This is a genomic window from Janthinobacterium lyxosi, from assembly GCF_051380665.1.
GTDB lineage: Bacteria > Pseudomonadota > Gammaproteobacteria > Burkholderiales > Burkholderiaceae_D > Janthinobacterium.
Map to the genome: position 1 here is coordinate 1 of NZ_JBNYXM010000053.1, position 17,928 is coordinate 17,928.

Consider the following 17,928-nt stretch of genomic DNA (forward strand, 5'->3'; position numbering starts at 1 on the left):
ACGCACGAAACCAAGCTCGCTGGGGCAACCCAGTAGTCAGGAAACGCCGGATACGTGATCCGTACGTCCGGTGTTGTGGGAGGACGGCGGGGGCAACCCCGCCTCCTACCCGATCGCTTTTTTCCGCTGTCGTATCATCAAGTGTTGTTTGTAGATGCCATAACAATCCAGAAAAGGGAAGCCGCAGATGATTACCTTGAATATCAACGGACGCGACACGCAGGTCGACGCCGATCCTTCCACGCCCATCCTGTGGGCGCTGCGCGATAACCTGAACATGACGGGCACCAAGTTCGGTTGCGGCGCGGCCCTGTGCGGCGCCTGCACGGTGCACCTCGACGGCCAGCCTATCCGCTCGTGCATCACGCCGATTTCCTCGGTCGGCGCGCAAAAGATCACCACCATCGAAGCGATGGAAAACGACCAGGTGGGCAAGGCGGTGCAGGCGGCGTGGGTGCGCCACGACGTGCCGCAATGCGGCTACTGTCAAAGCGGCCAGGTGATGAGCGCCACGGCGCTGCTGCGCACCAACAAGGCGCCCAGCGATGCCGACATCGATGGCGCCATGAGCGGCAATATCTGCCGCTGCGGCACCTATCAACGGATCCGCGCAGCCATCAAGGACGCGGCCAAGACCCTGGCCTGAGGAGAGCGACATGCGTATCGAATGGTTGAATCAGGAAGCATTGCAGCATGGCGGAGTGACCCTGGGCGCGGCGCTGGCATCGGCGCCGGCGGCGCTTGCCGATGGCGTGTCGCGGCGCGGTTTCATGAAGGCCGGCGCGGTGGCGGGCGGTGGCTTGATGCTGGGATTTTTCCTGCCGGGCGTAGGCAAGCTGGCCATGGCGGCCGATACCGCGCCCGCCAAGCCCGTGTATGCGCCGAACGCCTTTTTGCACATCGCTCCTGATAACACGGTGACGGTGCAGGTGAACCGGCTGGAATTCGGCCAGGGCGTGCAAACGAGCTTGCCCATGCTGATCGCCGAGGAACTCGACGCCGACTGGAGCATGGTGCATGGCGCGCTGGCGCCCGCGGGGGAACAATACAAGGATGCCGCTTACGGCATGCAGATGACGGGCGGTTCGGGCAGCATCGCCCATTCGTTCACGCAATACCGCGAAATCGGTGCCAAGGCGCGCGCCATGCTGGTAGGCGCCGCCGCCGCGCAGTGGAAAGTCCATCCCGACCAGGTGCGTGCCGCCAAGGGCGTGCTGTACGGCCCCGGCGGACAAAAGGCGACGTATGGCGAATTTGCCGACGCGGCCATGCGTCAACCCGTGCCCACCACCGTCAAGCTGAAAGACCCGCGCGAATTTGTCATCATCGGCAAACCCGTGAAACGCCTCGACGCGGCCGCCAAGTCCACGGGAAAACAGCAGTTTGGCATCGACTTCAAGCCGCCTGGCGCGAAAGTGGCCATGGTGGCGCGCCCGCCCGTGTTTGGCGCAAAGGTGGCGAAATTCGACGCCAGCAAGGCCAAGGCCATCAAGGGTGTAGTGGATGTGCTGGAAGTGAAAACCGACCGTGGCGGCAGCGGCGTCGCCGTCATCGCCGACGGCTACTGGCCCGCCAAGCAGGGACGCGATGCGCTGGCGATCGAATGGGATAGCAGCGCCGTGGAAAAGGTCAGCAGCGACAAGCAGCTGGCCGCCTTCAAGGCGCTGGCCAAAACGCCGGGCACGGTGGCGCGCGCATTCGATGTTGCCGCATTGTCCAAGGCGCCGAAAAAAATCGAAGCCGTCTACGAATTTCCCTACCTGGCGCACGCGCCGATGGAGCCGCTCAATTGCGTCGTCGACCTGCAGGCCGACAAATGCACGATGTGGGTGGGATCGCAATTCCAGACGGGCGACCAGACGGCGATTGCGGCCACGTCCGGCCTGAAACCCGAACAGGTGACCCTGCATACGATGATGGCGGGCGGCGGCTTTGGCCGGCGCGCCGTGCCGTCCTCCGACTATGTGGTCGAAGCCGTCAATGTCGCCAAGGCATACCGGGCGGCGGGCAAGAGCGGTCCATTAAAGCTGATGTGGAGCCGCGAGGATGACATCAAGGGCGGCTACTACCGGCCGTCGCACGTGCACCGCGCGCAGATCGGCCTCGACGCCAAGGGCAAGATACTCGCCTGGGACCATACCATCGTGGGTCAGTCCATCATGGCCGGCACGCCGTTCGAAGCCTTCATGGTGAAAAATGGCGTCGACGGCACCATGGTCGAAGGCATGGGCGAGCCGTACACCCTGCCGATGAAGCTGTCCGTGCACACGGCCAAGGCGAACGTGCCCGTTCTGTGGTGGCGCTCCGTTGGCTCGACCCACACGGCCTTTGTCATGGAAACCCTGATCGACGAGGCGGCGCACGTGGCGAAGATGGACCCCGTCGCCTACCGCAAACAGCTGATCGACGCCAAGCACACGCGCCATATCGCCGCGCTGGACCTGGCCGTGGCCAAATCCGGCTATGGCAGGAAAAAGCTGCCGAAAGGGCAGGCCTGGGGCGTGGCCATGCATGAATCGTTCAATTCCGTGGTCGCCTACGTGGTGACGGCATCGGTGGTGGAAGGCGCGCCCAAGCTGCACCAGGTATGGGCGGGCGTGCATTGCAACCTGGCCGTCAACCCCTTGACGATCGAGGCGCAAGTGCAGGGCGCCGCGCTGATGGCGCTGGGCACGACCATTCCCGGCGCGGCCATCACGCTCAAGGATGGCGTGGTGGAGCAGCAGAACTTCGGCGACTACCCCGTGCCCCGCATGCCCGACATGCCGGTGATCGAGGTGCACCTGGTGCCATCGGGCGACGCGCCGACGGGCATGGGCGAGCCGGGCGTGCCGCCGCTGGCGCCCGCATTCGCCAACGCGCTGTTCGTCCTGACGGGCAAGCGCCTGCGCAAGTTGCCGTTCGACCTGGCGGTCGCATGACGGCAGTGGTCTTTTGAGTACGGTCGGCATCTTGCTGGCAGCCGGAAGGGGGCGCAGGTTCGATCCTTCCGGCGTACAGAATAAATTATTGCAACCGTTGACGGAAGGCCCGCATGCGGGCTTGCCCGTGGTGGTGGCGGCCGCAAAATCCATGCTGGCGGCCTTGCCGCGCGTGCTGGCCGTGGTGCGCGCCGACGACACGCAGGTGGCGCGCGTGCTCGGCGCGCTGGGCTGCGAGGTGCGCGTCTGCCATGATGCCGACACGGGCATGGCCGCCTCGCTCACCTGCGCCATCGACTATGTGCGCGGCGCGCCGGGTTGGCTGATCGCCCTGGGCGACATGCCGAGTGTGGAACCGGCTACAATCGCCGCCTTGTCGCAAGCCATCGGCGATGGTGCGCGCATCGCCGTGCCCTTGTTCCAGGGCCGGCGCGGCAATCCGGTCGCGTTCAGCGCCTTTCACTTGCCGCTGCTGCTGGCGCTCGATGGCGACCAGGGTGCGCGCAGCATCGTCAACAGCCATGCCGTATGCGAAGTGACAGTGGACGACAGCGGCATCTTGCGCGATATTGATACACCTGACGATTTGTAAGGCGGGGCAGTGGCGCTCCCGGGAAGACAAGCCAGACACGAGGAAAACATGAAGAAAGCACCGACTAAAAAAATCATCGCCAAGGCGCCCGCCGCCGGCATCATCTACAGCATCGCCGCCTTTGATCTGGCTGGCCACATGTTCAAGGTCACCTTGACGGTCAAGTCGCCGGCCGCCATCGGCCAGGTCTTGTCCTTGCCGGCCTGGATCCCGGGCAGCTACATGATCCGTGAATTTTCGCGCAATATCGTCAGCATCCGCGCCGAGTCCGAGGGCAAGGCCGTGGCGCTGACCAAGTTGGACAAGCATTCGTGGCAAGCCGCCCCGTGCAAGGGCGCCTTGACGGTCGAATACGACGTGTATGCCTGGGACTTGTCCGTGCGCGCCGCGCACCTGGACCAGAATCACGGCTTCTTCAACGGCACCAGCGTGTTTCTGCGCGTGCTGGGCCAGGAATCCGATGCGCACGAGGTGCACATCGTGCAGCCGAAGGATGCCGCTTGCAAGACCTGGCGCGTGGCCACCACCCTGCCGGAACTCAAGGCAAAGCGCTATGGCTTCGGCAGCTACCAGGCCGCCAACTACGATGAGTTGATCGACCACCCGGTGGAGATGGGCGATTTCGCGCTGGCCACCTTCACCGCGCATGGCGTGCCGCACGATATCGTTGTCACGGGCAAGGTGCCAAACCTGGACCTGAACCGTCTGTGCCGCGACCTGAAAGCCATCTGCGAAACGCAGATCGCCTTCTTCGAGCCGAAGAGCAAAAAAGCGCCGATGGACCGCTATGTGTTCATGACCATGGCCGTCGGCGACGGTTACGGCGGCCTCGAACACCGTGCCTCGACGGCGCTGATCTGCGCCCGCGCCGACTTGCCGACGACGGCGTCAAGCAGCACGGAGATCGGCGACGGTTACCTGAAATTCCTCGGCCTGTGCAGCCATGAGTACTTCCACACCTGGAACGTCAAGCGCATCAAGCCGGCCGCTTTTGCACCGTACAACCTGCAGGCGGAAAGCTATTCGCCGCTGCTGTGGCTATTCGAGGGTTTCACCAGCTATTACGACGACCTGATGCTGGTGCGCGCCGGCCTGATCGACGAGGCAGCCTATTTCAAGTTGCTGGGCAAGACCGTCAACAGCGTGCTGCGCGGCAGCGGTCGCAGCAAGCAAAGCGTGGCCGATTCCAGCTTCGACGCCTGGGGCAAGTACTACCGCCAGGATGAAAATGCGCCGAACGCCATCGTCAGCTACTACACCAAGGGTTCGCTGATCGCGCTGGCCTTCGACCTGACGCTGCGCACCAAGACGAATGGCGAGCAATCGCTGGACGACGTGATGCAGGCGCTGTGGCAGCGCTATGGCCGCGATTTCTACAAGGGCAAAGGAGAAGGCAAAGCGCGCGGCGTGACGCCGGCCGAAGTCGAAGCCCTGTTCGATGAGATTTCCGGCACGCGCATGAAGCCGTTCTTCGAGCGCTACATCCGCGGCACGGACGACGTGCCACTGGCGCGTCTGCTGGCGCCATTCGGTGTGAAGTACAGCGACCAACGCAAGGAAGAAAAGCCCAGCCTGGATGTCAACCTGGGCCGCGACGGCAACGATGCCAGGCTGGCGCAGGTACACCAGGGCGGCGCTGCCCACTTGGCGGGCCTGTCGGCGGGCGACGTACTGGTGGCCATCGATGGCCTGCGCGTGACGGGTAATCCGGTCAATCTGGATACCTTGCTGACCCGTTACGCCGTCGGCGCCAAGGTGGCCATCCACGCTTTCCGCCGCGACGAGTTGATGACGTTTGCCACCGTATTGCAGGGCGACCGCGTGCCGGGTGTCGGCTTGAGCTTGCTGCCGGCGCCAAAGAAAGCCACGGGGCCGAAGCGTCCTAGCGCGGCATGATGCTGACGCTCATGCTGATGATCATGCGCTAAGATAGAAAACCGGCCGTGACTGGCCGGTTTGTTATTTCAAGCAGTAATTTCTCCAATGTAACTCATCCGCTGAACTGGCGGGTTGCCATCGTATTTACTGCAAATGAACTAATTTTTCTTTAACTAAACTAAAATTGCCGAATTGTTTCTTTTAGATCGCGCCAACGTGCAAACCCTCGATCCACGAACGATCATGCTGATGACGACCCTGATGTGTGGGGCGATGAGCATCGTCATGTTCTCGGTTTATCGGAGTTTTCGGCGCGAGGTGCATGGCCTGGGACATTGGGCGGCCGGTTTGCTGTTGCTGGTGTGCGCGTCGCTGTTGTTCGGCACCCGTGAGGTGCTGCCGCCGGCATTGTCCATGATCGCGGCCAATGCGGCGCTGGTGGCCGGCATCGGCCTGTCGATGCTGGGCACGGAGAAATTCTTTGGCCTGGCGCCCAGCCGCCGCGCCTATCTGCTGATACTTGCCCTGGCTATCGCCGGCAATAGCTGGTGGCTGCTGGTGCGTCCTGATTTTTCGGCGCGCGTGGCGCTCTTCTCACTGCTGGTATTCCTGTTTTACGCCCGCCAGGTGCAGTTGGTGTGGATCCATGGCGAGCGCCATTTCTCGAGTTTTTTCTTTGGCGCGCTGATGCTGACGCAAGCCATCGTGGTGCTGGCGCGCGGCGTGTCTGCCTTGCTGCATGGTGGCGCCAGCGTGAACCTGACGGTGGCCGGCACGCCGGCCGGCATCTATCTGGCGGTCGCCAATTTCATGGCGCTGCTGCTGACGGTGGGCTTCATGACGGTGGCGACGCGCCGCCTGCAGCAGATACTGGAGCGCCGCTCGACCCACGATCCGCTGACGCAGGTGCTGAACCGACGCGGCTTTGGCGATGCCTATGCGCGCGAGATGGGCAATCTGCGCCGCCATCGTTTACCGCTGACGCTGCTCAGCATCGACCTCGATTACTTCAAATCGATCAATGACCGCTACGGTCACGCGGTGGGTGACCAGGTGCTGGCGCACGTGGCCACCGTAATCGGCGACGCCTTGCGCGAATCGGATTGCGTGGCGCGTTTCGGCGGCGAGGAGTTCGTCGTGCTGATGCCGGACATGCCTGCGCATAATGCGTTGGGTGTGGCCGAACGCATTCGCGCCTTGCTGCGCGAGTCCAGTCATGCGGGACTGCCTTCGTGCACGGTCAGCATAGGCGTCGCTTTCCAGGCATCGGTGGTGGAGGGGCTGGATGCATTGCTGTCGCGCGCCGATGCGGCCCTGTACCTGGCCAAGGAGCGGGGACGCGACCGCATCGAACTCGATACCGCTGCGGTTACTGTGGACCGGACAAGGTCCGCAGCTGGAATCGGTACTGGTCGTTGAACAGGAAGGTTTCGGAGAAATCGAAGGTCCGGGCGTGGCGGCGCATCAGGTGTCCTGCCGGCGGAAAGAACGCATGCACGCGACGCACGGCGGCCAGTGCCGCAGCCGATGCTTCGCTGTCGCGTGAACGGTGCACGCGCACGCTTTTCAGTTCGCCGTCGGGGCCAACGCTCAGGTCGAGCACGACGATGGCCGGTAGCATGGGCGGCAAGCGCCCGCTGAATGTATATGCGTCGTTGGCCGCCATGATCTGCTGCGCCACCAGCGCCTTGTAGGCGTCGATGCTGGCCGCGAGCAGTAGCGCGGCCGGCGTGCCAGGGGGCGTGCGCTCCACTGGCGAGGGCGCGCGGCCCACTGGCGGGGGCGCAGTCTGGCAAGCCGACAGCAGGACAGCAGTGGCAAGGACGGTGATCGCGTGTCTCATGGCTGCCAGCCTACCATGGTTTAGCTGAACAGGCGTTCCAGCTCCACGCCGGGGTCGGGCGCGCGCATGAACGCCTCGCCCACCAGGAAGCTGTGGATGTGCGCATCGCGCATGCGTTTCACATCGGCCGTGCTGTGGATGCCCGATTCCGTGATGATCAATTTGTCTTGCGGGATGCGCGGCAAGAGATTAATCGTGGTGTCGAGCGAGGTCTCGAACGTGCGCAGGTTGCGGTTGTTGATGCCGATCAGCGCGCTCTTGAGCTTGAGTGCCGCGTCGAGTTCTTCGCCGTCGTGGCTTTCGATCAGCACGCCCATGCCCAGTTCGTGGGCGCACGCTTCCATTTCGGCCATCAGACCGTGGTCGAGCGCGGCGACGATCAGCAGGATGCAGTCGGCGCCCATGGCGCGCGCTTCATAGATCTGGTACATGTCGACCATGAAATCCTTGCGCAGCACGGGGATGGCGCAGGCGGTGCGCGCCTGCTGCAGATAATCCACGCAGCCCTGGAAGAACTGTTCGTCCGTCAGCACGGACAGGCAAGCCGCACCATGCGCCGCATAGCTGGCGGCGATATCAAACGGGCGGAAGTCGGGGCGGATCACGCCTTTCGATGGCGACGCCTTTTTCACTTCGGCGATGATGCCGGGCTTGCCGGCAGCGATATGCTGACGCAGACTTGCCTCGAAACCGCGCAGGCCGGCGCGCAGGGTGTTGTCGCTTTCCACGTCGCCGCGCAGGCTGGCCAAGCTGCGGTGGGCCTTGGCCTTGGCCACTTCATCGGCCTTCACGGCCAGGATTTTATCGAGTATGTCGGACATGATGGTCGCTATTCTATAAAGGAGGGCGGGGAGCTTACGCTTGCGCCGGCGCGCCCAGTTGCTGCGTCACCTGCACGAATTGTTCCAGTTTTGCCAGGGCGGCACCCGAGCTGACGGCGGTGCGCGCACGCGCCAGGCCGTCTTCGATCGAACTGGCCACGCCAGCCGCATACAGCGCCGTGCCCGCGTTCAGGGCGACGATGTCGGCGGCCGCACCGGGCTCGCCGCGCAGCGCTTCCAGCATCTTGGCTTTCGACTCGATGGAGTCGGCCACCTTCAGGTTGCGGCTGGCGATCATCGACATGCCGAAGTCTTCCGGATGGATTTCATATTCGCGGATTTCGCCGTTGACCAGTTCGCCGACGAGGGTAGAGGCACCGAGCGAGACTTCATCCATATTGTCGCGGCCATATACGACGATGGCATGCTGCGCGCCCAGGCGCTGCAGCACGCGCACCTGGATGCCGACCAGGTCGGCGTGGAACACGCCCATCAAAATGTTCGGCGCGCCGGCCGGATTCGTCAGCGGACCCAGAATATTGAAAATCGTGCGCACGCCCAGCTCCTTGCGCACAGGCGCCGCATGCTTCATGGCCGCATGGTGGTTGGGCGCGTACATGAAACCGATGCCCGTTTGCGCGATCGACTGGGCGATCTGCTCGGGCTGCAGGTTGATGTTGACGCCCAGCGAGTCGAGCACGTCGGCGCTGCCGGACGAGGACGAGACGCTGCGCCCGCCATGCTTGGCCACGCGTGCGCCGGCTGCCGCCGCCACGAACATCGAGGCGGTGGAGATATTAAAAGTGTGCGCGCCGTCGCCGCCAGTGCCGACGATGTCGAGCAGGTTGGTGGTGTCGGCCATGGGCACCTTGGTGGAAAACTCGCGCATCACTTGCGCGGCGGCGGCGATTTCGCCGATGGTTTCCTTTTTTACGCGCAAGCCCATGGTCAGCGCCGCGATCATGGTGGGCGACATTTCGCCGGACATGATCTGGCGGAACAGGTACAGCATTTCGTCGTGAAAGATTTCGCGGTGTTCGATGCAGCGCAGCAGGGCTTCTTGTGGGGTGATCGGCATGATGCTTCCTTCTTCAATGATGGCGCAGGAGGACACTGATGGCACGCCGTGGCGTGCGCATGGAATCAGCGCTCGAGGAAATTCTTCAGCAGGGCGTGGCCGTGCTCCGAGAGGATCGATTCGGGGTGGAACTGCACGCCCTCGATATCGTATTCCCGGTGGCGCACGCCCATGATTTCGCCGTCGTCCGTCCACGCCGTCACTTCCAGGCAGGAAGGCAGCGAGGCGCGTTCGATCGCCAAAGAGTGGTAGCGGATCACTGTGAAGGGGCTGGGAATGTCCTTGAAGACGCCCACGCCCGTATGCGCGATGAGGGAAGTCTTGCCATGCATGACCTGCTTGGCGCGGATGACCTTGCCGCCAAATGCCTCGCCGATGGCCTGGTGGCCCAGGCACACGCCCAGTATCGGTTTCTTGCCGGCGAAGTGCTTCAGCACGTCCACCGAAATGCCTGCCTGTTTTGGGGCTTTCGGGCCGGGTGAGATGCAGATGCGGTCCGGGTTCAGCGCTTCGATCTGTGCGATCGTGATTTCATCGTTGCGGTAGACCCGCACGTCTTCACCCAGTTCGCCGAAATACTGCACGATGTTGTAGGTGAAGGAGTCATAGTTGTCGATCATCAGCAGCATCTTAAAACTCCCCATCCAGGCCATCTTGCACTTGTTCGGCAGCGCGCAGTACGGCGCGCGCCTTGTTTTCGGTTTCCTGCCATTCCATTTCGGGGATCGAGTCGGCCACGATGCCGGCCGCAGCCTGCACGTACAGCATGCCGTCCTTGATCACGCCCGTGCGGATGGCGATCGCCACATCCATTTCGCCGCCAAACGACAGGTAGCCGCAGGCGCCGCCGTAGATGCCGCGCTTGGTGATTTCGAGTTCGTCGATCACTTCCATGGCGCGCACTTTCGGCGCGCCCGTCAGGGTGCCGGCGGGGAAGGTGGCGCGCAGCACGTCCAGGTTCGACAGGCCGTCTTTCAGTGTGCCTTCCACGTTCGAGACGATGTGCTGCACGTGCGAGTATTTTTCGATGACCATGCGGTCGGTGACTTGCACGCTGCCCGTTTCGGCGATGCGGCCGATGTCGTTGCGCGCCAGGTCGATCAGCATCACGTGTTCGGCGATCTCTTTCGGATCGGCCAGCAGTTCGGCCGACAGCTCGGCGTCGCGTTCCGGGGTGGCGCCGCGCGGACGGGTGCCGGCGATGGGACGCAAGGTGACTTTCTTGCCGCCGTCCGCCCTCGTCTCGTTACGCACCAAAATCTCGGGCGAGGCGCCGATGATCTGCATGTCGCCAAAGTTATAGAAGTACATGTAGGGCGACGGGTTCAGCGAACGCAGGGCGCGGTACAGGGTCAGCGGCGAGTCAACATACGGTTTGCGGATACGCTGGCCGATCTGCACCTGCATCAGGTCGCCCGCCATCACGTACTCGTGCGCCTTGGCGACCGCCTTCAGATAGTCTTCCTTGGAAAAGTCGCGGATGGTTTCCGTGCGCACGGAGGCGCTGGTGACGGGCGCATCGACGCCACGGCGCAGCATCATGCGCAAGTCCTTCAGGCGCTGGCGCGCTTTCGAAAACGACTCGGGCTGCGTCGTGTCAGCATACACGATCAGGTACAGCTTGCCGGACAGGTTGTCGATGACGGCCAGTTCCTCCGTCACCATCAACTGGATGTCGGGCAGGTTCAAATCGTCTTTCGGTGCGCCACCAGCCAGTTTTTTCTCGATGTGGCGTACGGTGTCGTAGCCGAAGTAACCGGCCAGGCCGCCGCAGAAGCGCGGCATGCCGGGGCGCAGGGCCACCTTGAAGCGCGACTGGTACTGTTCGATGAAGTCGAGCGGGTTGCCTTCGTGCTCTTCGATCACGGCACCGTTCCTGACGATCTCGGTGCGGTTGCCATGGCTGCGCAAGACGGTGTTGGCGGGCAAGCCGATGAATGAATAGCGGCCGAAGCGTTCGCCGCCGACGACGGATTCGAGCAAGAAAGTGTTCTTGCCGCCTTGTTGGGTCTGCGCCAGTTTCAGGTACAGTGTGAGCGGGGTTTCCAGGTCGGCAAAAGCCTCCGCGATGAGGGGGATGCGGTTGTAGCCTTGCTGGGCCAGCGATTTGAATTCGAGTTCGGTCATGTGTCTCTCCATGCCGCCAGAGTACGCGTGTGCGTCGTGCTTACAAAGCACAAACCCTGCGGTGAGTTATCAAAAAACCTGCCGGTGCGCGCGCGCAGCCGACAGCAATCTTACACGGCTCGGCCCTTAGGCCTGCCAGGATTGCCAGCGTCGCCAAAGCCAGGCCTCAATCGAGCCGGTTTGGGTGACATTGTGTTTTTTGATGAGAAACGTGTTCACGATATGGTGTTGGGTATGGTCAGTATGCTGGTCTGTTGTGCATGCTAATAAAATCGGCCGCTTCGAGCAGCGTATTTACTATACCATCGGAATCGGTGTCGTGTATAGAGTGTCCGTGGTTGTAACCATACGGTACGGTCAAGACGGGGCAAGCCGCAGCCCGTGCCGCTTGCGCGTCATTCGAAGAGTCGCCAATGGCCACCACTTTGGATGGCGCCAGGTCGAAGTCCGCACACACTTGCAGCAGAGGCATGGGGTGGGGTTTTTTCTTCGGCAGCGAATCGCCGCCGTAGACGATCTCGAAATACTGTGCCAGGTTTTTCTGCTTCAGCAGAGGCAGGGCGAAGGCGATCGGCTTGTTGGTGACGCAGGCCAGGCGCAAGCCCGCCGCCTTCATTGCCGCCAGCCCCGCTTCCACGTCCGGATACTGGGTGCTGAACTGGCCATTGATGGCCAGGTAGTGACGCTGGTAGGCCTCCATCGCCGTGTCAAAACGCTGTTCCACGCCGGCGGCATCGAAGTCGAGTGCCAGCACGGTGCGGATCAGGTTTTCCGAGCCCTTGCCCACCATCAGCTTGATGGCGTCGGCGCTGATGGGCGCCAGATCCAGTTCGGCGCGCATGCCATTGATGGCGACATGAAAATCGGGCACGGTGTCGAGCATCGTGCCATCGAGGTCGATGATGGCGGCGCGCACGCCGGCCAGTACGTGGTCTTTCACCGTGCCCGCTTGCATCAGGCGCCCACTGTTTTGGCCAATTCGGCACGCATGGCGTCGATGACGGCCTTGTAGTCCGGCTTGCCGAAGATGGCCGAGCCGGCGACGAAGGTGTCGGCGCCGGCGGCAGCTGCAGCGGCGATGTTGTCGATCTTGATGCCGCCATCGACTTCCAGCATGATGTCACGGCCCGATTCGTCGATCATGCGGCGCGCTTCGGCGATTTTTTTCAGCGCCTGCGGAATGAAGGACTGGCCGCCGAAGCCCGGGTTGACCGACATGATCAAGATGATGTCGATCTTGTCCATCACGTGTTCCAGGTAGTGCAGCGGCGTGCCCGGATTGAACACCAGGCCCGATTTGCAGCCATTGTCGCGGATCAGTTGCAAGGAACGGTCAACGTGATCCGACGCTTCCGGGTGAAAGGTGATGATGTTCGCGCCAGCCTTGGCGAAATCCGGGATAATGCGATCAACAGGCTTGACCATCAGATGCACATCGATGGGTACTTGCACGTGCGGGCGAATCGCTTCGCACACCAGCGGGCCGATGGTCAGGTTCGGCACATAATGGTTATCCATCACGTCGAAGTGGATGATGTCGGCGCCGGCGGTAACGACGTTGCGCACTTCCTCGCCCAGGCGGGCAAAGTCGGCGGACAGGATGCTGGGAGCGATACGGAATGTTGTCATGGTGGCTAAGGGCTAAGAGTAGAAAATGCGAAGATGCGCTATTTTACGCTTGACGCCGTTACCATGCCTTACTGGAACGCAGAATACACGGCGCGCGGTGGCCAATGCGGCGCGCGCGACACACAATATATGACTGGCAATGTCTGAATAGGAATGACGATGGCGACTTATGAATTTACGGTAACGGTTAAGACGCAATATCTGCCCGAGCAATCGGCACCGGACCAGGGGCGGCACGTGTTCAGTTACACGATCCGCGTCGTCAACACGGGCACGGCTGGCGCGCAACTGATTTCGCGCCACTGGGTCATCACGGATGCGAACAACAAGGTGGAAGAGGTGCGCGGCCTGGGCGCCGTCGGCCACCAGCCGCTGCTGCAGCCTGGCGAACAGTTCGAATACACGAGCGGGACGATGCTGGGCACGCCGCAAGGCTCGATGCACGGCGAATACTTTTGCGTGGCCGAAGATGGCCATCAGTTCGAAGCGCCGATTCCCGAGTTCGTGCTGTCGGTGCCGCGTACCCTGCATTAACGAGAGGCCGGGGGCGTGCGCCCCTTATTTCAGTTTTTCGGTGCTGTCCTGTTCTTCGCTGAGCTGCTTGCGCGCGGGTGGCGCGGGTTTTTTACCCGAATACATGGTCCACCAGACTATAAATGCCAGCAAGAAGAACGCCACCAGCGCCTCTATCATCAAGATCCACATACGCACTCCTATGTTATTTACCCGCAGCTTAGTATTTACCCGCCGTCTGTTGACACGCGGTAGTCTACCCGTTTCAGTCGGCGCCGTCGCGCTTGCGCTTTCCGCCTGTACCACGCCGCCGGCAGAGCCGGTCACCGCGACTGGTAAGGCGCCGGCCATCGCTCCGACCGTCGTCAAGCCGGTGCCGGCCAAGCCGGCCGACGCCAGGGATGTCACGGATGCGGCTGCCCCCACCTTCGTGCCCGCCAAGTTTGCCGCCTTGCCTGGCTGGGCCCGCGATGACATGCGCGCCGCCTGGCCAGCGTTCATGGCTTCATGCGGCGTGCTGGTCAAGCGGCCGGACTGGAAGGAGTCGTGCACGATTGCGCGCCAGGTGAATGCCGACAGCGACAAGGCCATCCGCCTGTTCTTCGAGACTTTCTTTGTGCCCAATCAAGTCATCACTGCCGATGGCGATCACACGGGCCTCGTCACCGGCTACTATGAGCCACTGCTGCACGGCGCGCGCAAGCGTGGTGGTCCATACCAGACGCCGCTGTACAAGGTGCCTGACGATCTCGTGTCCGTTGATCTGGCTGGCGTGTATCCGGAACTGAAAAACATGCGTTTGCGGGGCAGGCTGGTGGGCAAGAAGGTGATCCCGTATGCGACCCGCGCCGACATCGAGCGTGCCACGGCCGTCACGGGCAAGGAATTGCTGTGGGTGGGTGACGAAGTCGAGGCCTTCTTCCTGCAAGTGCAGGGTTCCGGGCGCGTGCAGCTGACCGATACGCAGGAAACCGTGCGCGTGGCATACGCGGATCAAAACGGCCATCCATACAAATCGATCGGCCGCTACCTGGTCGACAAGGGCGAGCTGACCCTGAGTCAGGCGTCCGCGCAGGGCATCAAGGCGTGGATCGCCGGCCATCCCACGCGCAAGGATGAATTGTTCAACGCCAATCCCAGCTATGTCTTCTTCAAGGAAGAGCGCTTGCCCGACCCGAAAGTGGGACCGAAGGGTGCGCTGGGCGTGCCGCTGACGCCGCAGCGCTCGGTGGCCATCGATTCGCGCTTCCTGCCGCTGGGTGCGCCCGTATTTCTGTCTACCACGCAAGCCAATAGCGAAATTCCCATGCAGCGCCTGGTGATGGCGCAGGATACGGGCGGCGCCATTCGCGGGCCCATCCGTGTCGATTACTTCTTTGGCTTTGGCGCGGAAGCGGCCGAGAATGCGGGCCGCATGAAGCAGAGCGGTGCCGTGTGGGTGTTGCTGCCGAAGCAGGCGCCGGCGCGCTGAATGTCTCGCGGCGCCGGGCGGGGATTGCGCTAGCGTAAGGTTAGCGCAAGACCATGACAGGTAAATGGGTATGCGCCAGCACTTTTTGCGTTTCGCTGCCCACGAACAGCTTGTTCAAGCCCTTGCGGCCATGCGAAGCCATCAGGATGATGTCGCAATGGTAGGTTTGCGCCGCATTGACGATTTCGTCGTGCGGGCTGGGCGAGACGGCGACCACGCCTTCGAAGGGCACGCCGACGGCGCGCGCCGCTTCGCCGATCTTGTCGACAGCGCGTTGCGATGCTTCCTGCATTTGTTGCTCGTACAAACCGGCGTCGAGCACGATGCCACCATCGGCCATCGGCGAGAACGGGAAGGGCTGCACCACGCTGATGGCGACCAGCTTGGCTTTGTTCAATTGGGCGAAGGCGAGGGCGGTCTCCGCGGCTTTGTCGGACAACGGCGAGCCGTCGGTGGGAAATAAGATGGTGTTAAACATAGCGTGCTCCTCAAGTGATGTAAGACAGCTTATGGATTTACATCAACTAAAACCTTGATGTAAATCAAACCTCGCAAGCTTTGGCATGAATAGTGTCGCCAAGGCAATCTTTCAGCAGTGTATGCCCGTTCATTGCTTCAGGTGCGCACGCTACGCAGCGGCGTGCCCCACACCATGGCGACGGTCAACAAGATACTGCCTGCCGCGATGCAGGCCAGGCCGTTGCGCACGCCAAAGTGTTCCGCTATCCAGCCGGCGGCCAGGGCGCCCAGCGGCGCCGTCGCCACCGTCAGGAAGCGCATGGTCGATGTCATGCGGCCCAGCATGGGGTCGGGCGTGACTTTCTGGCGCAGGCCCAGGTAGGGAATAAAAAACAGCATCACGCCGCAATCGAAAAAGAACATCAGCACGGCATAAGCCACGGCGCTGGCTGCCGCGCTGCCGAATAGCGCGGCGGGGATGGTGGGCGTCATGGCAAAGCACACCGAGGTGGACGCCAGTCCGATCAGGATGGTGCGGCCGGCGCCGTAGCGCTTCGTCAATGGCTTGACGATGAAGGCGCTGAGCAGCACGCCGGCGCCGCCCAGCATCTGCGTCATGCCCAGCACGCCAGGGCTCATGCCCAGGTCGCGCGTGGCGAACAGCACCGTCAAGGCCATGCTGGCGTAAAACAGGAAGTGCCAGATGCCGGCGCCCCAGGCCAGCGCGCGCAGCAGCGGTTCACGCCAGACAAACAGCAAGCCGTCGGCGATGTCGCGCAAGGCGTGCTTGTCGGATGGTGCGGGACGCGGATCGCGTACGCTCATGGCGCGCAAATTGAAGACGGAAATCAGATAGCCGCAAGCCGTGCACAGGATGGCGACGGGCGCCGACAAGGCTTGCACCAGCACGCCGGCCAGGCCGGGGCCGATCAGGCGCGAAGCCGATTCGGTAGCGGCAAATTTTGATTGCGCATCGATCAAGCCGTCGCGCCCCACGAGGAAGGTCAGGAAAACCTGTTCGGCGCCGCCGCCCACGACAAAGCCCGTGCCGATGATGAATCCCACTATATATAACCACGGCATCGACAGCACGCCGCACCAGTAGGCGACGGCCACGCTGGCCAGGGCCAGGCCGGACATGCTTTCGCTGAACAGCATGATCGGGTGCTTGCTGCGCCTGTCCAGCAAAACGCCGACGGGCAAGCCGAAGAGGGCGAACGGCAGCGCTTGCAGGGCGACGAGCACCCCCATCTGTTCCGGCGTGGCATGCAGCAAGAGTACCGCGCACAGGGGCAGGGCCAGCGAGGTGATCTGGGCGCCGAAGCAATTGAGGCCATTGCTGAACCACAGGCGGCGGAAATTGACGCTGGCGGCGCTGCCGTCGCCGCGCAGGTAGTGGGTGCAGTACTGACAGAAGGAGGAGAAAATACGCTGCTCGATAAAGGTGATCGGGCTCACAATAATAGCAGCGCACCTGTCGCGCCGCTGCCGTTAGCCGCTACAATCGTCGATACCGTGTTCATCCAGAGGAGACCATATGCAATACGAAGACTTGATCATCGATATCCAGGACAAAGTGGCGATCATCCGCCTGAATCGCCCGAAGGCCTTGAATGCCTTGAACGACAACATGATGAATGAGCTGGGCGACGCCCTGCTGAAGTTCGACGCGGATGACAATATCGGCTGTATCGTGCTCACGGGCAGCGAAAAAGCGTTTGCCGCCGGCGCCGATATCGCCGCCATGGCTGATTACACTTATCCCGATACCTTTACCCAGGGTTATATCAGTCGCAACTGGGAGCATATCTTGCGCGTACGCAAACCGGTGGTGGGCGCGGTGGCTGGCTACGCGCTCGGTGGCGGCTGCGAACTGGCCATGATGTGCGATTTCCTGATCGCCGCCGACAGCGCCAAATTCGGCCAGCCGGAAATCAAGGTTGGCGTCACGCCAGGCGCGGGCGGTACGCAGCGCCTGCCGCGCGCCATTGGCAAAGCCAAGGCCATGGATTTGCTGCTGACGGCGCGCACCATCGACGCTGCCGAGGCGGAACGCATCGGCCTGGTGTCGCGCGTGGTGCCAGCCGATAAACTTCTGGAAGAAACGCTGACTGCCGCGAAGACCATCGCCGCCATGCCGACCTCGGTTGCCATGATGATCAAGGATTGCGTCAACCGCGCCTTCGAAACGACCTTGACCGATGGCGTCGCTTACGAGCGCCGTTTGTTCCAGGCCGCCTTCGGTACGCCTGCACAAAAAGAAGGCATGCACGCTTTCTTGGAAAAGCGCTTGCCAAACTTCGACGGTCTTTGATATGATTCGCCTCCCCGATGAGACGCACTAGTTTGCGGCACAAAAGGGACAGTCTTCCGGGGCTGGGTAGTAAAAAAGAAGGTTGACGATTGTGCTGAAATGCTTCATACTCTTCCTTCTTCGCAGCTGACAAACACAACGCTTTGTCGATAGCGCGAAAGTAGCACCGAATACAGTTCTTTAACAATTAACAGTCGATAAGTGTGGGCATTTGATGTAAGTGCAGCGTCAATCTTCGGATTGGCGTCTAACTTAAAATATCAAATGTTCACAAGAAATAAT

Annotated in this window: 18 protein-coding genes; 8 read left to right on the plus strand and 10 right to left on the minus strand. The window is 62.1% G+C overall.

What is annotated here, in order from left to right:
- The first annotated feature begins 187 nt into the window (after positions 1-187).
- From ACQ4WP_RS28090 to ACQ4WP_RS28110, 5 genes are all read left to right on the plus strand, one after another.
- Positions 188-646, plus strand: a complete 459-nt coding sequence (locus ACQ4WP_RS28090) for a (2Fe-2S)-binding protein (protein WP_034753534.1) — start codon at positions 188-190, stop codon at positions 644-646.
- A 10-nt stretch (positions 647-656) separates the two neighbouring features.
- Positions 657-2,921 (plus strand): xanthine dehydrogenase family protein molybdopterin-binding subunit, encoded by a 2,265-nt coding sequence (locus tag ACQ4WP_RS28095; RefSeq protein WP_436526438.1) that lies wholly within the window; start codon positions 657-659, stop codon positions 2,919-2,921.
- 13 nt (positions 2,922-2,934) lie between these two features.
- Positions 2,935-3,513 (plus strand): nucleotidyltransferase family protein, encoded by a 579-nt coding sequence (locus tag ACQ4WP_RS28100; RefSeq protein ID WP_436526440.1) that lies wholly within the window; start codon positions 2,935-2,937, stop codon positions 3,511-3,513.
- A 48-nt stretch (positions 3,514-3,561) separates the two neighbouring features.
- Complete coding sequence (locus ACQ4WP_RS28105; RefSeq protein ID WP_436526442.1) at positions 3,562-5,409, plus strand: M61 family metallopeptidase; 1,848 nt, start codon at positions 3,562-3,564, stop codon at positions 5,407-5,409.
- A 225-nt stretch (positions 5,410-5,634) separates the two neighbouring features.
- On the plus strand, positions 5,635-6,810 hold the full coding sequence (locus tag ACQ4WP_RS28110) for a GGDEF domain-containing protein (RefSeq protein ID WP_436526444.1): 1,176 nt from the start codon (positions 5,635-5,637) through the stop codon (positions 6,808-6,810).
- On the opposite strand, the gene ACQ4WP_RS28115 is transcribed toward ACQ4WP_RS28110, so the two are convergent.
- The 7 genes from ACQ4WP_RS28115 to rpe all read right to left on the minus strand — a co-directional run bounded on the left by ACQ4WP_RS28115 (position 6,761) and on the right by rpe (position 12,889).
- Positions 6,761-7,234 (minus strand): hypothetical protein, encoded by a 474-nt coding sequence (locus tag ACQ4WP_RS28115; RefSeq protein ID WP_436526446.1) that lies wholly within the window; start codon positions 7,232-7,234, stop codon positions 6,761-6,763. The genes ACQ4WP_RS28110 and ACQ4WP_RS28115 overlap by 50 nt on opposite strands.
- Before the next feature lie 20 nt (positions 7,235-7,254).
- Positions 7,255-8,055 carry an indole-3-glycerol phosphate synthase TrpC gene (gene trpC, locus ACQ4WP_RS28120; protein WP_436526448.1) on the minus strand — a complete coding sequence of 267 codons (801 nt, stop codon included), beginning with the start codon at positions 8,053-8,055 and terminating at the stop codon, positions 7,255-7,257.
- Positions 8,056-8,089: 34 nt separating this feature from the next.
- Entirely contained in the window at positions 8,090-9,133 is a 1,044-nt protein-coding gene (gene trpD, locus ACQ4WP_RS28125; RefSeq protein ID WP_436526450.1) for an anthranilate phosphoribosyltransferase, read from the minus strand.
- 65 nt (positions 9,134-9,198) lie between these two features.
- Entirely contained in the window at positions 9,199-9,762 is a 564-nt protein-coding gene (locus ACQ4WP_RS28130) for an aminodeoxychorismate/anthranilate synthase component II (RefSeq protein WP_436526452.1), read from the minus strand.
- Position 9,763: 1 nt separating this feature from the next.
- Complete coding sequence (trpE, locus tag ACQ4WP_RS28135; protein ID WP_436526454.1) at positions 9,764-11,260, minus strand: anthranilate synthase component I; 1,497 nt, start codon at positions 11,258-11,260, stop codon at positions 9,764-9,766.
- Positions 11,261-11,498: 238 nt separating this feature from the next.
- The gene (locus ACQ4WP_RS28140) at positions 11,499-12,215 is read right to left on the minus strand and encodes a phosphoglycolate phosphatase (protein WP_436526456.1); all 717 of its coding nucleotides are present in this window, start codon (positions 12,213-12,215) and stop codon (positions 11,499-11,501) included.
- Positions 12,215-12,889, minus strand: coding sequence for a ribulose-phosphate 3-epimerase (rpe, locus tag ACQ4WP_RS28145; protein WP_436504469.1), 675 nt, complete (start codon positions 12,887-12,889; stop codon positions 12,215-12,217). The genes ACQ4WP_RS28140 and rpe overlap by 1 nt, the downstream gene beginning before the upstream one ends.
- Positions 12,890-13,048: 159 nt before the next feature.
- Between rpe and apaG the strand changes: the two genes are divergently transcribed.
- A complete protein-coding gene (apaG, locus tag ACQ4WP_RS28150) occupies positions 13,049-13,423 on the plus strand; it encodes a Co2+/Mg2+ efflux facilitator ApaG/CorD (protein WP_034753698.1) in 375 nt (124 codons plus the stop codon).
- A gap of 24 nt (positions 13,424-13,447) precedes the next feature.
- Here the strand turns inward: apaG and ACQ4WP_RS28155 are convergent, their stop codons facing one another.
- Positions 13,448-13,594 (minus strand): hypothetical protein, encoded by a 147-nt coding sequence (locus ACQ4WP_RS28155; RefSeq protein ID WP_170909598.1) that lies wholly within the window; start codon positions 13,592-13,594, stop codon positions 13,448-13,450.
- Positions 13,595-13,604: 10 nt separating this feature from the next.
- On the opposite strand from ACQ4WP_RS28155, the gene mltA reads away from it, so the two are divergent.
- Complete coding sequence (gene mltA, locus ACQ4WP_RS28160; RefSeq protein ID WP_495542767.1) at positions 13,605-14,873, plus strand: murein transglycosylase A; 1,269 nt, start codon at positions 13,605-13,607, stop codon at positions 14,871-14,873.
- Between the two features lie 40 nt (positions 14,874-14,913).
- Here the strand turns inward: mltA and ACQ4WP_RS28165 are convergent, their stop codons facing one another.
- Together ACQ4WP_RS28165 and ACQ4WP_RS28170 are read right to left on the minus strand one after the other, a co-directional pair.
- Positions 14,914-15,351, minus strand: coding sequence for a universal stress protein (locus ACQ4WP_RS28165; protein ID WP_436526460.1), 438 nt, complete (start codon positions 15,349-15,351; stop codon positions 14,914-14,916).
- A 137-nt stretch (positions 15,352-15,488) separates the two neighbouring features.
- Complete coding sequence (locus ACQ4WP_RS28170) at positions 15,489-16,790, minus strand: MFS transporter (RefSeq protein WP_436526462.1); 1,302 nt, start codon at positions 16,788-16,790, stop codon at positions 15,489-15,491.
- 79 nt (positions 16,791-16,869) lie between these two features.
- Between ACQ4WP_RS28170 and ACQ4WP_RS28175 the strand changes: the two genes are divergently transcribed.
- The gene (locus tag ACQ4WP_RS28175; protein WP_436526464.1) at positions 16,870-17,646 is read left to right on the plus strand and encodes an enoyl-CoA hydratase; all 777 of its coding nucleotides are present in this window, start codon (positions 16,870-16,872) and stop codon (positions 17,644-17,646) included.
- Positions 17,647-17,928: the final 282 nt, after the last annotated feature.

Coding starts and splice junctions, on each gene's coding strand:
- ACQ4WP_RS28090 (WP_034753534.1), top strand. CDS start 188: ATGATTACCTTGAATATCAACGGACGCGACACGCAGGTCGACGCCGAT.
- ACQ4WP_RS28095 (WP_436526438.1), top strand. CDS start 657: ATGCGTATCGAATGGTTGAATCAGGAAGCATTGCAGCATGGCGGAGTG.
- ACQ4WP_RS28105 (WP_436526442.1), top strand. CDS start 3,562: ATGAAGAAAGCACCGACTAAAAAAATCATCGCCAAGGCGCCCGCCGCC.
- ACQ4WP_RS28110 (WP_436526444.1), top strand. CDS start 5,635: ATGCTGATGACGACCCTGATGTGTGGGGCGATGAGCATCGTCATGTTC.
- ACQ4WP_RS28115 (WP_436526446.1), bottom strand. CDS start 7,234: ATGAGACACGCGATCACCGTCCTTGCCACTGCTGTCCTGCTGTCGGCT.
- trpC (WP_436526448.1), bottom strand. CDS start 8,055: ATGTCCGACATACTCGATAAAATCCTGGCCGTGAAGGCCGATGAAGTG.
- trpD (WP_436526450.1), bottom strand. CDS start 9,133: ATGCCGATCACCCCACAAGAAGCCCTGCTGCGCTGCATCGAACACCGC.
- ACQ4WP_RS28130 (WP_436526452.1), bottom strand. CDS start 9,762: ATGCTGCTGATGATCGACAACTATGACTCCTTCACCTACAACATCGTG.
- trpE (WP_436526454.1), bottom strand. CDS start 11,260: ATGACCGAACTCGAATTCAAATCGCTGGCCCAGCAAGGCTACAACCGC.
- ACQ4WP_RS28140 (WP_436526456.1), bottom strand. CDS start 12,215: ATGCAAGCGGGCACGGTGAAAGACCACGTACTGGCCGGCGTGCGCGCC.
- rpe (WP_436504469.1), bottom strand. CDS start 12,889: ATGACAACATTCCGTATCGCTCCCAGCATCCTGTCCGCCGACTTTGCC.
- apaG (WP_034753698.1), top strand. CDS start 13,049: ATGGCGACTTATGAATTTACGGTAACGGTTAAGACGCAATATCTGCCC.
- ACQ4WP_RS28155 (WP_170909598.1), bottom strand. CDS start 13,594: ATGTGGATCTTGATGATAGAGGCGCTGGTGGCGTTCTTCTTGCTGGCA.
- mltA (WP_495542767.1), top strand. CDS start 13,605: ATGTTATTTACCCGCAGCTTAGTATTTACCCGCCGTCTGTTGACACGC.
- ACQ4WP_RS28165 (WP_436526460.1), bottom strand. CDS start 15,351: ATGTTTAACACCATCTTATTTCCCACCGACGGCTCGCCGTTGTCCGAC.
- ACQ4WP_RS28175 (WP_436526464.1), top strand. CDS start 16,870: ATGCAATACGAAGACTTGATCATCGATATCCAGGACAAAGTGGCGATC.